Annotated in this window: 11 protein-coding genes; 3 read left to right on the forward strand and 8 right to left on the reverse strand. The window is 68.1% G+C overall.

What is annotated here, in order from left to right; genetic code table 11:
- The first annotated feature begins 108 nt into the window (after positions 1 to 108).
- Complete coding sequence (locus BMW75_RS01445) at positions 109 to 564, forward strand: Lrp/AsnC family transcriptional regulator (protein WP_076520962.1); 456 nt, start codon at positions 109 to 111, stop codon at positions 562 to 564.
- Between the two features lie 19 nt (positions 565 to 583).
- Here BMW75_RS01445 and BMW75_RS01450 read toward each other — a convergent pair whose 3' ends face one another.
- The 8 genes from BMW75_RS01450 to BMW75_RS01485 all read right to left on the reverse strand — a co-directional run bounded on the left by BMW75_RS01450 (position 584) and on the right by BMW75_RS01485 (position 9,913).
- Positions 584 to 1,753 carry a metallophosphoesterase gene (locus BMW75_RS01450; protein ID WP_092575791.1) on the reverse strand — a complete coding sequence of 390 codons (1,170 nt, stop codon included), beginning with the start codon at positions 1,751 to 1,753 and terminating at the stop codon, positions 584 to 586.
- 114 nt (positions 1,754 to 1,867) lie between these two features.
- On the reverse strand, positions 1,868 to 3,085 hold the full coding sequence (locus tag BMW75_RS01455) for an alpha-hydroxy acid oxidase (protein ID WP_092575794.1): 1,218 nt from the start codon (positions 3,083 to 3,085) through the stop codon (positions 1,868 to 1,870).
- 131 nt (positions 3,086 to 3,216) lie between these two features.
- Complete coding sequence (gene asd, locus BMW75_RS01460) at positions 3,217 to 4,086, reverse strand: archaetidylserine decarboxylase (protein WP_092575797.1); 870 nt, start codon at positions 4,084 to 4,086, stop codon at positions 3,217 to 3,219.
- Positions 4,087 to 4,232: 146 nt separating this feature from the next.
- A complete protein-coding gene (locus tag BMW75_RS01465; RefSeq protein ID WP_076520958.1) occupies positions 4,233 to 5,864 on the reverse strand; it encodes an ATP-binding cassette domain-containing protein in 1,632 nt (543 codons plus the stop codon).
- Between the two features lie 187 nt (positions 5,865 to 6,051).
- Entirely contained in the window at positions 6,052 to 6,921 is an 870-nt protein-coding gene (locus BMW75_RS01470) for an HpcH/HpaI aldolase/citrate lyase family protein (protein WP_092575800.1), read from the reverse strand.
- Positions 6,922 to 6,931: 10 nt separating this feature from the next.
- Positions 6,932 to 7,654 (reverse strand): response regulator transcription factor, encoded by a 723-nt coding sequence (locus BMW75_RS01475; RefSeq protein ID WP_092575803.1) that lies wholly within the window; start codon positions 7,652 to 7,654, stop codon positions 6,932 to 6,934.
- Positions 7,655 to 7,987: 333 nt separating this feature from the next.
- Positions 7,988 to 8,482, reverse strand: a complete 495-nt coding sequence (locus BMW75_RS01480; protein ID WP_092576269.1) for a hypothetical protein — start codon at positions 8,480 to 8,482, stop codon at positions 7,988 to 7,990.
- A 297-nt stretch (positions 8,483 to 8,779) separates the two neighbouring features.
- Positions 8,780 to 9,913, reverse strand: a complete 1,134-nt coding sequence (locus BMW75_RS01485) for a 3-deoxy-7-phosphoheptulonate synthase (RefSeq protein ID WP_092575806.1) — start codon at positions 9,911 to 9,913, stop codon at positions 8,780 to 8,782.
- 314 nt (positions 9,914 to 10,227) lie between these two features.
- Here BMW75_RS01485 and BMW75_RS01490 point away from each other — a divergent pair, with 314 nt between their 5' ends.
- Entirely contained in the window at positions 10,228 to 11,454 is a 1,227-nt protein-coding gene (locus BMW75_RS01490) for an EAL domain-containing response regulator (protein WP_092575808.1), read from the forward strand.
- Between the two features lie 155 nt (positions 11,455 to 11,609).
- The gene (locus BMW75_RS01495; protein ID WP_254791901.1) at positions 11,610 to 12,926 is read left to right on the forward strand and encodes a ferredoxin reductase family protein; all 1,317 of its coding nucleotides are present in this window, start codon (positions 11,610 to 11,612) and stop codon (positions 12,924 to 12,926) included.
- Positions 12,927 to 12,929: the final 3 nt, after the last annotated feature.

The following is a 12,929-nucleotide window of genomic DNA, read 5'->3' on the forward strand; positions in this document are numbered from 1 at the left end:
TAAGCGGTATACGGAATGATTGGGCAAACGGAATAAAATCCGGGTTTGCACCGATCAACCCTTATTCCATCAAAGGGCGGCCTGCGTCGCAGGCCGAACCTGATTCCCATGTCTGACCTCGACGACCGCGACCGGAAACTCTTGACGCTGCTGGCCCACGACGCCACGCCCAGCTATGCGGAACTGGGCAAGCAGCTCAACCTGTCGGCGCCCGCGGTGCACGAGCGGGTCAAGCGGCTCAAGCGCGACGGCCTGATCAAGGGCATTACCGCCAAGCTGGACGGCGCGAAGATGGGCCGGCCCTTGCTGGCCTTTGTGCACGTGGACACCATCAACTGGACCATCACGCAGCAGGTGCTGGGCCTGGCCGAGCTGAACGAGGTCGAGGAAATCCACACCATCACCGGCAAGAGCGCCATGCTGCTCAAGGTGCGCGTGCGCGACACGCAGGCCCTGGAGCTGCTGTTGGCGCGCATCCATCAGATCGAAGGCATCTCCAACACCACCAGCGATATCGCCCTGACCAGCTACCTGGAACGCGGTCCGCTGCCCGAGGCGGCCTGAAGGCCGCCCGCGCGACACATCACCGGGCTGGGGCCCCGCGCAGGCGCAGCCGCGTGATTTCCGACGGCGCCCACAGGCGCTTGGGCGGCCCCCAGTAGCCGGTGCCGCGGCTGGTATAGACCCACATCCGCCCCAGCCGGTGCAGCCCGGCCGTGAAAGGCTGCTGGAACCGCACGAAGAATCCCCACGGAAAGAATTGGCCGCCATGCGTATGGCCGGACAACTGGAGGGTGTAGCCCACCGGCTCGGCCGCGGCGGCGCTGCGCGGTTGGTGCGCGAGCAGGATCCGCGGAAACGCGTCGGCCGGGGCGCCCGCCAGCGCCGCCGTGGGATTGCTGCGCTGGTGCGGGTCATAGGCGCCGGCGCTGTAGTCCGTGATGCCGGCCACCACCACGGGCAGGCCCGACGGATGGATCACGGCGTGTTCATTGAGCAGCACGCGCAGGCCAAGTCGGCGGAACTCGGCGATCCAGGGGCCGGCGCCGGAATAGTATTCATGGTTGCCGGTGACCAGGTAGACGCCGTGCGGCGCGCGCAGATCACCCAGGGGACGCGCCTGGGCGGCGAGCTGCTCGACGCTGCCGTCGACCACATCGCCCGTGATGGCGATCATGTCCGGCAACTGCGCGTTGACCGCATCCACGATGGCCTGGACGTAGCGGCGCTTGATGGTCGGACCGACATGGATGTCGCTGATCTGCACGATGGTGAAGCCGTCCAGGTCTTGCGGCAGTCCCGCGATCGGCACGTCGACGTCGACAACGCGCGCGCGGCGGCGGGCGTTGTAGAAGCCCGCGAGCGTTCCCGCCAGCGCCAGGCCGATGACCACCCACGCGCTGGCGCCGCGCAGGGCCGTCCAGGGCATGGCCGCGCCGGCCGCCAGGTTGCCCAGCCACAGCAGCAGCATCGCGCCGTCGCGTAGGACGGTCAGTACGAAGAGCGACGAGAACAGCCCCATGGCCAGCAGGCCCACCCAGGCAATGCGGTCGCCCCAGGGCGGATGGACCGACGAGCGCGCCAGCATGCCCATCGGGATGAGCACGCACGACAGCACGAGCGCCAGGATGGCGGCGGCGGCGCCTTGGCCGCCAAGCTGCAGGTCCGGAATCAGGCGGGCGCCCACATACACATGGGCCAGGGCGCCCAGGGTCAGAAAGCGCAGGAAAAATGAGGATTGGCGCAGGGACACGGAAGGAGGCGGTCGCGCCGGAGCGGGCGCGCGGGTAACGGAGGAACCGCCATTCTATGCCCCGCGGGCCGCCGGGCACACCGGGGCCCCGCGCCTGCGCCCGCCGCCGCGCCTTCAGGCGGGAAGCTCGCCTTCCCGGCAGATGAGGCTGGCGTCCATTTCGCTCAGGCGGTTGATGCCCAGCATCGCCATGTTGCGGTCGACCTCGGCGCGCAACAGGCCGATGGCGTGCGCCACGCCTTGCTGGCCGCCCACCGCCGCCGCGTAGTTGAACGGGCGTCCCACGAACACGCAGCGCGCGCCCAGGGCCAGCGCCTTGAGCACATCGCCGCCGCGCCGCACCCCGCTGTCCATCATGACCGTCATCGCGCCGCCCTGCGCGACCACGGCGGGCAGCACGCGCAGCGGCGAGATCGCGCCGTCGAGCTGGCGCGCGCCGTGGTTGGACACGATGATCCCGTCCGCGCCATGCTGGCGCGCCAGCGCCGCGTCGCGCGGATGCAGGATGCCCTTGATGATCAGGGCGCCGGGCCAGGCGCGGCGGATGCGCGCCACGTGCTCCCAGTTCAGGTGGTCGCGCGCGGTGAAGTCGCGCAGCACCGACGCGGACACGATGGGCGCGCCGCGCGTGGCAAAAGAGTTCTCGAAGTGCGGCATGCCATGCGCCAGCAGCGTACGCAGAAAGGTGCCCGCGAGCCAGCGCGGCCGCGCCAGGCCGTCCAGCGCAAGGCGCAGGCTGGGCTTGAGCGGCGTGGAAAAGCCGGTGCGCACGTTGTTTTCGCGGTTGGCCGACACGGGGATGTCCACGGTCAGCACCAGGGTCTCGTAGCCGGCGCGGCGGGCGCGTTCGATCAGCGCGTCAATCTTGGCGGGATCGCCCGGCAGGTATGCCTGGAACCAGGTGCCCGGGGCCTCATCGATGACGGCTTCAAGGGGGATCAGCGACGTGCCGCTCAGGATGGCGGGCACGTTCTCTTCACGGGCCGCGCGCGCCAGCACGATGTCGCCGCGATAGGCCGACAGCGCACTGATGCCCATGGGCGCAATGCCGAAGGGCGATGCGTACGTGCGGCCGAACAGTTCGGTCTGCTGCGTGCGGCGCGACACATCGACCAGGACGCGCGGCGTGAACGCGATCTGCGCGAACGCCGCGCGGTTGCCGGCGAGGGATTGGTTGTCTTCCGCCGCCCCGGCGATGTAGCCGAAGATCGGGCGCGGCAGGCGCCGTCTGGCGGCGGCCTCGAAGTCGTCCAGGGACAGGATGCGGCCAAGCGCGCGGGGCAGAGGGCGGGCCGCGGCGCGGGCGGGGGCGGGCAGGGCGGTGGTAGACATGGCGGGCCGGTAAAAGCCCGTAATCTAGCAACCCGGATTCATCGCATAAAGCGAATAAATATCGAATTGCATGTTCGCTCCAGGCGAAGGAGCGTGCGTCGTGGCGGCCAGGCGCGGCCGCCAGCGCGCGGTCAGCCCTGGACGGGCAGCGCCAGCAGTTCACCCATGCGCACGGGGCCCAGCACCGACGGCGTGTCGGCCCAGCGGACCTTGTCGGGTCCGAACAGCACGATGGCCGTGGAGCCGAGCTTGAAGCGGCCCATTTCGGCGCCTTTTTCAAGATGGATGGGCGCGCGCGCCGCGGGGTCGTAGCGGACGGACCGGATGCGGCGCTTGTGCGGCGTCACCAGGCCGGCCCACACGGTTTCGATCGAGGCCACGATCATCGCGCCCACCAGCACCACCGCCATCGGACCGTGTTCCGTGTCGAAGATGCAGACCACGCGTTCATTGCGCGCAAACAGCCGCGGCACGTTGCGCGCCGTCAGCGGGTTGACCGAGAACAGGCGGCCGGGCACGTGGATCATCTCGCGCAGCGTGCCGGCGGCGGGCATGTGGACGCGGTGATAGTCCTTGGGCGAAAGATAGATGGTGGCGAACTGGCCGCCCTGGAACGGCGCGGCGCGTTCGGCATCGCCGCCCAGCAGGTCCACGAGGCCGTAGTTGTGGCCCTTGGCCTGGAAGATGCGGCCCTGTTCGATCGCGCCCATCTGGCTGATGGCGCCATCGGCGGGACAGACCACCGAGCCGGGCTCGTCGTCCAGCGGACGCGCGCCGTCTTTCAGCGCGCGCGTGAAGAAATCATTGAAGCAGTCATAGGCCAATGGGTCTTCTTGCAGGGCCTCGCTCATGTTCACGCCGTACTTGCGGACAAAGCGCGAGATCATCCAGTTCTTCACCGCGGGTTCGCGGCAGTCCGACGCGTATCCGAAAAAGCGCGACACCAGGTGGTGCGGAGCGAGATACTGGCTGGCAAGAAATAGTTGGTCTTTGATAGGCATCGATGGCGCTAAAAAACGCGTCCCGCATACAGCGGGACGTGGTTGAAGGTGCCGCGCGGGCCCAGGTTGAGGCTGGATGCAGGCAATTCGGCGCGATTGTAACGCGTCCGGGCGCGCGGCGGCGTGCTTGGTGCCGCGTGGAGCGCTCAGGCCGCCTTGGCCGCCAGCTTGGTCTTGTAGAGCCAGTCCTTGTAGTCGTCCAGGTCGCCGTCGAACGGACTGACCTTGCCGTCGGCCACGATGATGAACTGGTCGGTGGTGGCCCGCAGCAGATGGCGGTCGTGCGACACCAGCACCAGCGTGCCCTCGAACTGCGCCAGCGCCGTGGTCAGGGCCTCGCGCGTTTCCAGGTCCAGGTGATTGGTGGGCTCGTCCAGCAGCAGCAAGTTGGGGCGCTGCCACACGATGAGAGCCAGCGCCAGGCGCGCCTTTTCACCGCCGGAGAACGGCGCGATCGAACTGGTCGCCATGTTGCCGTTGAAGTTGAAGCTGCCCAGGAAGTTGCGCAGCTCCTGTTCGCGCACGGTGGGCGCGGCCTTCGTCATGTGCCACAGGGGCGATTCGTCATGGCGCAGCATCTCGACCTGATGCTGGGCGAAGTAGCCGATGGACAGGCCCTTGTTGAATTGCGTTTCGCCGGCCAGCGAATCGAGTTCGCCGGCGATGGTCTTGATGAAGGTCGACTTGCCCGCGCCGTTGATCCCCAGCAGGCCGATCCGCTGGCCCGCCTGCAGCGAAAAATTGATGCCCGACACGATGATCTTGTCGGATACGTCTTGGGTGGCCTCGTCCTCGATGCGATAGCCGGCGCTGACCTTGTCCATCGTCAGCAGGGGATTGGGCGCGCGCAGCGGTTCGCGGAATTCGAACGAGAACTCGGCGGCCGCGCGTAGCGGCGCCACTTCTTCCATGCGGGCCAGGGCCTTGATGCGGCTCTGCGCCTGGCGCGCCTTGCTGGCCTGCGCCTTGAAGCGGTCGATGAAGGATTGCAGGTGCGAGCGCTGGCGCATCTGCTTTTCGATCATGCCCTGCGCCAATTCCAGCTGGGCCGCGCGCTGACGTTCAAAGGACGAATAGTTGCCCGAGTAGCGCTTGAGCTTGCGTTCGTCGATATGCACGATCACGTTGACGACGCCGTCCAGGAAGTCGCGGTCGTGCGAGATGACGATGAGCGTGCCCGGGTAGCGCTTGAGCCAGTCCTCCAGCCAGATGATCGCGTCCAGATCCAGGTGGTTGGTGGGCTCGTCGAGCAGCAGCAGGTCGGACGGGCACATCAGCGCCTGCGCCAGGTTCAGGCGCATGCGCCAGCCCCCGGAAAAGCTGGTGAGCGGCAGGTGCATCTGCGCTTGCGAGAAGCCCAGCCCGGTCAGCAGCTGTTCGGCGCGGGAGTGGACTGTGTAGGCGTCTGCGTCGGCCAGGGCGGCGTAGATGTCGCCCATGCGCAGGCCGTTCTCGGCGCTTTCGGGTTCGGCTTCGAGCGCCGCGAGTTCGGCCTCCAGCTTGCGCAGCGTGACGTCGCCGTCGATGGCGTATTCGATGGCGGGCCGGTCCAGCGCGGGCGTTTCCTGCGCCACGTGGGCCACGCGCCAGCTCGCGGGATAGTCCAGGTCGCCCTGGTCCGCGTGCAGCGTGCCGCGCAGCAGGCCGAAGAGGCTCGATTTGCCGGCGCCGTTGGCGCCGATCAGGCCGATCTTGTCGCCGGGGTTCAGAAGCAGGTCGACCTTGTCGAGTAAGGGCTTGACGCCGCGCATGAGTGAAACTTGTTGGAAGCGGATCATGGGTGTTGGGCTGGATGGCGCGGCAGGCGCGCGGCAAGGCTCCCGCCACAAGGCGCGGCCAAAAAGAGGGAACCGGGGCGGGTTCGCGCATGCGCAAAAGCGGGCGCGGGGCGCGAAAGACGGAAGCGGACGGGAACGAGCCTTATCCGATTGCGGACGACATTGTAGCGGGCCGGCGCGGACCGGGTTATTTCGTCTCGATCGCCGCGGCCAGCGCCAGCAGACGCTCGGCCTCCCGCGCATGCAGGTTCTCGACCAGGGCGCCGTCCACGACCGCCACGCCCTTGCCCGCGGCCTGGGCCGCCTGCCAGGCGTCCAGGCGCTTGCGCGCGCCGTCGAGCTCCTCGCGTGTCGGCGCAAAGGCGGCGTTGGCCGCCGCGATCTGGCGCGGATGGATCAGGGTCTTGCCGTCAAAGCCCTGGTCGCGTCCCTGCCGGCAGGCGTCCTGCAGGCCCGCGTCGTCGTTCAGGTCCAGGTGCACGCCGTCCAGGACCGCGAGGCCGTGCGCGCGCGCCGCCATCACCGCCAGCGAGCGCGCCAGCAGCGTCTCGTGGCGCGCGGGCGTGTGGCGGGCGTGCAGGTCCTTCACCAGGTCCGAGGTGCCGACGACGATGGCGGCCAGGCGCGCATGGCCGCCGGCGATGGCGTCCAGGCGCAGGAAACCCAGCGGGGTCTCGGCCATGGCCCACAGCGGCAGGTCCGCTGGCGCACCCGCGGCATCCAGCGCCTCGCCCAGCGCGGCAAGCTGCGCGGCCGATTCGACCTTGGGCAGCAGCACGGCATCGGCGCCGGCTTGCGCGATGGCGCGCACGTCGTCCAGCCCCCACGGGGTGTCCAGGGCATTGACGCGCACGATGCACTCGCGCCGTCCGAAACCGCCCTCGCGCAAGGCCGACGCCACCTGCGCGCGTGCCAGTTCCTTGGCGTCGGGCGCCACGGCGTCCTCAAGGTCCAGGATCAGCGCGTCCGCATCGAGCGTGCGCGCCTTGTCGAGCGCCCGCGCATTGGCGCCGGGCATGTAGAGAACGGAACGGCGGGGGCGGAGGGGGGCGTTCATGGATGCGGTCTCAGCGGTTGGGGAGGCTGCCGACGATGGTGACGGGCGAGGTGCAGACGTAGCCCACGCCATACACGGTGCGGATGCCGATGTCCCCGCCGGTGTGCGCGCGCAGCTTGCGGCGCAGCCGGTGCATGTGGGCGTCCAGCCGGTGCGTGTCGTAGGCCTGCGCGCTGGCGCCCAGGGCTTCGACGAGGCGTGCGCGGGTCAGCGGTAAGGGGGCCGCCTGGATCAGCGCGCCGATCAGGCGGCTTTCGGCGTCGGTGATGTCGACGCTGACCTGGCCGGGCGATGTCAGGGTGCGGCGCGCCGGGTCGAAGCGCCACGCGCCGGACTGCGTATCGTCGAGGTCGGCGGCGGGCACCACGCGCAGGCGGCGCGACAGCGCGACCAGCGTGGCGCCCAGTTCGGCCAGGTTGACGGGCTTGGTCAGGTAATGGTCGGCGCCCAGGCTCAGCCCGGACACCTTGTCTTCGCTCAGGAGCCGTCCCGTCAGCATGACAATGCCCATGGACGGGTAGGTGGTGCGCAGGTGGGAGACGCGCGCAAGCCCGTCGCCATCCGGCAGCATGGCGTCCAGCACGAGGATGGCGGGGGTGACGGTGAGCAGCAGGTCGTCCAGCTCGGCCAGCGAGCCGGCCGTGAGGATGGCCTTGTCCAGGCCCAGGTCCTGGATGTATTCGGCGATGGATTCGCGCCAGTCCCCGTGGTCGTCGACGACGATGATCGTCACGGCGCGGCGCGCTCTCGCGCTCCTTGTGCGAACAGGTGTGTTCTGGTCATGCTGCGGTTTCTTAGAGGGGGCGGGCTCGCGCGGCGCGCGGACCCCGGGAGCAATACGGCGATCGGTCTGATGTGCTTGCGTTCTTGCGCGCAGAATATCATCCCGGCCGTTGCGGCGGCGCGGCATCGAACGGGGACGCCATCCGGATGGTGTAAAAAAAGGGGCTGGTCAATAATTGAGCAGGCCGTTTCGTGTCGCCCGAAAGGCCATCAGCCGTGCGTTTGGGTTTTTCTTATCCACAAATTCTGTGGATAAGAAAAAACCGCCCGGATACCGTCCGATCTACGCGGGAAGTAGTTCGACCGGCACGCCCTCAGGCACTTTGCGCATCCGTTCGCGTTCAATCCGGGGCGGCGCAAAGCGCGTCTTGCGCGCCGCAGCATTCTGCAGCAGGACCGACAGCACCGAGCCCTTGTCCTGGATCCAGTGGGTCTTGCCGCGCAGCAGCTTCATGGCGTTCTCGGGCGTGCCCAACCGATACGACATGGCGTTGATTTCGGTCGAGGACTTGCCGTTGAACACGGACGGGTCCAGTTCGGTGATGGCCGCCGCATCAAGATTGCTGCTTTCGTGATCGATGCGGTAGACATACTTGAAGCCGTGATGCGGATCCTGCACGACGATGAGTTTCTCCGAACCGGAGATATCGGACAGCATGCCGAGCACCAGCGACTCGACCATCTGGTTGCCGCGCTGTTCTTCGGTGTAGATGAAAATGCTGTGGCGCACGCGGGCGGATTGAGCCGGCGCGGCCGGCACGAGGCGAGAACGTTCCATACCTGACGGGAAAATTGCGGGAAGGGCGCGGGGCCCTGGAGGATGCGGAACGAACGTGTCGCCCGGTTCCGACTTGAACACCACGCGCATGATACCAATTGTTTCAAGAGCGTGCTGTAACAGCAGCAATGCCGCCGCGGGGCGAAGGCCGGTCAGCGCAGATGATCTGGCCCGACCTTTGCAGGACGATGACAAGCGGCAAGCCAGGGCCTGCCGCCAGCGCGCCGCCCGCGCCAGGCGGCGTGGCGGTGCACCGGCGTATCGGCGGACCGGCGTAGCGACGTATCGGCGTACCCGTCAGGCGACCGCGGCGAGCTTCTGCCGGCGCTGGCGCACGGCCTGCGCCAGCGCGGCGAGCACCGGTTCGGTCTGGGCCCAGCCCAGGCAGGCGTCGGTGATGGACACGCCATGGCGCAGCGGCTGGCCGGGCTTGAGGTCCTGGCGGCCTTCTTCGAGATGGCTTTCGATCATGACGCCCGTGATGCGGCTGTCGCCTTGGGAGATCTGGGCCGCGATGTCGTTGGCCACGTCGATCTGGCGCAGGTGCGACTTGTTGGAGTTGGCGTGCGAGCAGTCGATCATGACCTGCTCGCGCTGGCCCGCGGCGCGCAGCGCGGCGCAACAGGCGTCGACGCTGGCCGCGTCGTAGTTCGGCCCTTGCTTGCCGCCGCGCAGGATCACGTGGGTGTCCTGGTTGCCGCGGGTCTCGAAGATGGCGGCCATGCCCATCTTGGTCATGCCCATGAACGCGTGCTTGGCGCTGGCCGCGACCATGGCGTCGGCCGCGATCTGGACGCCGCCATCGGTGCCGTTCTTGAAGCCCAGGGGGCAGCTCAGGCCCGAGCTGAGCTGGCGATGGCTGGGGCTTTCGGTGGTGCGCGCGCCGATGGCGCCCCAGGCGATCAGGTCGGCGATGTACTGCGGGCTGAGCAGGTCCAGGAATTCGGTGGCGATGGGCAGGCCCAGGCCGCTGATGTCCAGCAGCAGCTCGCGCGCGCGGCGCAGCCCTTCGTTGATGCGGAAGCTGCCGTCCAGACGCGGATCGTTGATATAACCCTTCCAGCCGACGGTGGTGCGGGGCTTTTCGAAGTACACGCGCATGACGATCAGCAGGTCGTCCTTGTGCGCGTCGGCGGCGGCGCGCAAGTGGCGCGCATATTCCATGGCCTGCGCATGGTCGTGGATGGAGCAGGGGCCCACCACCAGCACCAGGCGGTCGTCGCGGCCGTGCAGCACGTCGGCGATGGCGGCGCGGCTTTGCTCGACGAGCGTCTGGATCTCGGTCGAGACGGGCAGTTCGTCTTGCAGCAGGGCCGGTGAAATCAACGGACGCACCGCGCTGATGCGGGTGTCGTCCGTGCGCGTGTTGTCCTGGGTGGCGTCGGCCGCGCCGACCTCGCGGTCGTGCAGGGGGTCGTCAATGCGGGTCAAGGGAAGCTCCGTGCCGTAGATGCGGGAAAGTCCGCCATTATCGCACCCGCGGACGGTGGAGGCGGATGGGCTGGGGCGGATGCGGGGTTGGCGGGGACAGGCACCAAGGAACGGGACCGGACGGCGGATGCGCCGGCGCCTACGACTATCGGCGACGGGCTGAATTAACCCGTTATCGATAAAGACACGCTTTGCGCGGATGCCTTAGCATTGACCCGTGCTCCCAAGGGGCCGGGCTCACCGGCTTGCGGCAGGCGCAGGCTGGGGCCGATCGAGGCTTCTTTCCGTGTGTAAAGGTTCCAGGACGGTCAGCAATGCCCAAACCCGATGCCGGAGCGTCCCGACGGTTTCTTCTCGTGGAAGATCACCCCGTCGAACGCGCCTATCTGCAGAACATGCTGCTGGCGTTGGGCTACCGCCGCGTGGCGGGCTTGGGAAGCAGCATCGAAGCCGTGGGCGCGATGACGCGCCAATACTATGACGTCCTGATCAGCGACATCGTGATGGGCGAGGGCGATGGCACGCGCCTGCCCAATGACCTGCGCCGGCTGGTGGACGCGGGACGCCTGAAGAGCATGCCGCCGATCATCTGGATCAGCAGCCTCAGCGACGAACTCCTGCAATCCCATGTACGGCTGGCCCTGCAGGCGGGCTGCCCGTCGGCGCAGGCGCTGGCCAAGCCCGTGTCGCGCGCGGCCATGCAGCAGGCCATCAAGAACGCCCTGCACAGCATCGACGACGAATCGGCGTCCCCGCACAAGCCCAAGTCGGTGCGGCGCGAGGTGATGGAAGCCGCGCTGAGCCAGGCGCTGGCGACCGGCAAAGGCATGCACGTGGTGCTGCAGCCGCAGATCAGCCTGTCCACCGGGCGCGTGGTCGCGGCCGAGGCGCTGTCGCGCTGGGTCCACCCCAAGCTGGGCGCCATCCCCGCGGCCGATTTCGTGCCGGCCGCGCACCGGCTGGGCATGGACCGGATGCTGTTCAGCCGCGTGGCGGACCGGGTGATCGAGGTGCTGCGGCGGATGCAGGACGAGGACATCGCGGTGCCGATCGCCATCAATGCCTCCGCGTCCACGCTGTGCTCGCGCGAGCTGCCCGGCCTGCTGGAGCAGAAAGTCGGGCAGGCCGGCCTGCCGGCCCGGCTGATCAAGGTCGAGCTTACGGAAGACGAGCCCGTGACCGATTGGCTGGCGCTCTCGTCCACGCTGAATCTGTTGCGCGTGCGCGGCTTTGAACTGGCGATGGATGACTTCGGCGCCGGCATTGCCTCGATGCGGCTGTTTTCGGCCATGCCATTCAATGAGCTGAAGATCGACCGGGACTTCATCGTCCACATGCACCGCGAGGCCGCGTCGCGCGCGGTCGTCGCGGCCGCGATCGAAATGGGGCGGGTCCTCGGGCGTCGCGTGGTGGCCGAAGGCGTCGAGCAGGAGCGCGACGTGCAACTGCTGCGCGAACTGGGGTGCGACGTCGCGCAGGGCTACGGGATTTCGGTGCCGCTGGAACCCGACGAGTTCATCGAATTCTGCCGGTCGCATTGAGCGGGCCGTGCGCGGGCATTTTTGCCTGGGCAGTTTGATTCACGTCAAAAATCGGGTGGGTTGGCAGGAAAGGCGTTCGTTGGCGAAACTACGATTGTTGGCCGGTAGCCTTGCCTGCTTGGCAGGGTTCGTGGCGTTCAATGGGGGCGATGCCGATGCCGATCCAAAGACTTCTCACCTTGGTCCTCGTGGTTTCCATGCTGGCCTGGACGACCGCCTTCTGGATGCAACCGCCCGCCACACTCAACGTGTGGGTGTGGCGGGACCAACTGATTCTGCTGACGGGCCTGACCGCTTATGCGGTCATGGCGCTGATCATGCTGCTCTCCGTGAGGCCGATGTGGCTCGAGCGCCGCTTGGGCGGGCTGGACAAGATGTACCGGCTGCATAAGTGGTGCGGCATTCTGGCGACCGGACTGGCGGCGGCGCACTACCTGATCAAGCTCGGCAAGCCGCTGTTGCTGGCGTTCGTGGACCCCGTGCCCAAGACGCCCCGCGCGGCCGCCATGCTCGACGTGTTCCGGGGCTCGGCCAAGGACGTGGGCGAATGGGCCATCTGGATCCTCGTGGCGATGGTGCTGCTGACGTTGTGGCGCAGGTTTCCGTACCACGTGTGGCGGCAGGTGCATCGCATCGCGGCGGTCATTTTCCTCGTGGCGGCGTTTCACGGCGTCGTCCTGACGCCCGCGGCTTGGTGGGGGCAGCCTGCGGGGTGGCTGGTGGGGATTGCGACCGGCGTGGGCATGGTGTGCGCGCTGATGGCGCTGACGGGCCGCGTCGGCCAGGCGCGCCGGCACCGGGCGACGGTGCTGGATGTGCAGCACCTGTCGGATGACATCCTGAGAGTGACCTGTCGGGTGGAGGGAGATTGGCACCATCGCGCGGGCCAGTTCGCCTTCCTGACCACGGATCGCCGGGAAGGCGCGCATCCGTTCACGGTGTCGGGCGCCGACGATGGCACCGGTAGGGTGCAGTTTTCCATCAAGGCGCTCGGCGATTACACGCGCCGCCTGCAAACCAGCCTGGCGGCGGGACAGCCCGTGACAGTCGAGGGTCCCTATGGCTGTTTCGATTACCGCCGGGGCGATGACCGGCCCCAGATCTGGGTCGGGGCGGGCATTGGCGTCACCCCGTTCATTTCCTGGCTCGAAGCCTTGCAGGCGGCGCCGGACAGCGCGCCGCAGACCACGCTCTACTACTGCGCCCGCAACGCCGCCGATGCGCCATTCGCGGACCGGCTGCGGGCGCTGTGCGCGCGGGTGCCCAAGGTGACGCTGAACGTGCGCTACAGCGACGAGCAGCGCCCCTTGAGCGCGGCGGAACTGGCGCGCGAGCGGCCGGACGGCGCACCCTGGCCCAGCGTCTGGTTCTGCGGTCCCACCGGTTTTGCCGACGCGCTGAAAGACGGCCTGCACCGGCGCGGCATGCCGGTGCGCCAGCTATTCCACCAGGAAGCGTTCCAGATGCGCTAGCCG

The organism is Achromobacter sp. NFACC18-2, from assembly GCF_900108985.1.
Taxonomy (GTDB): Bacteria; Pseudomonadota; Gammaproteobacteria; order Burkholderiales; family Burkholderiaceae_B; genus Achromobacter.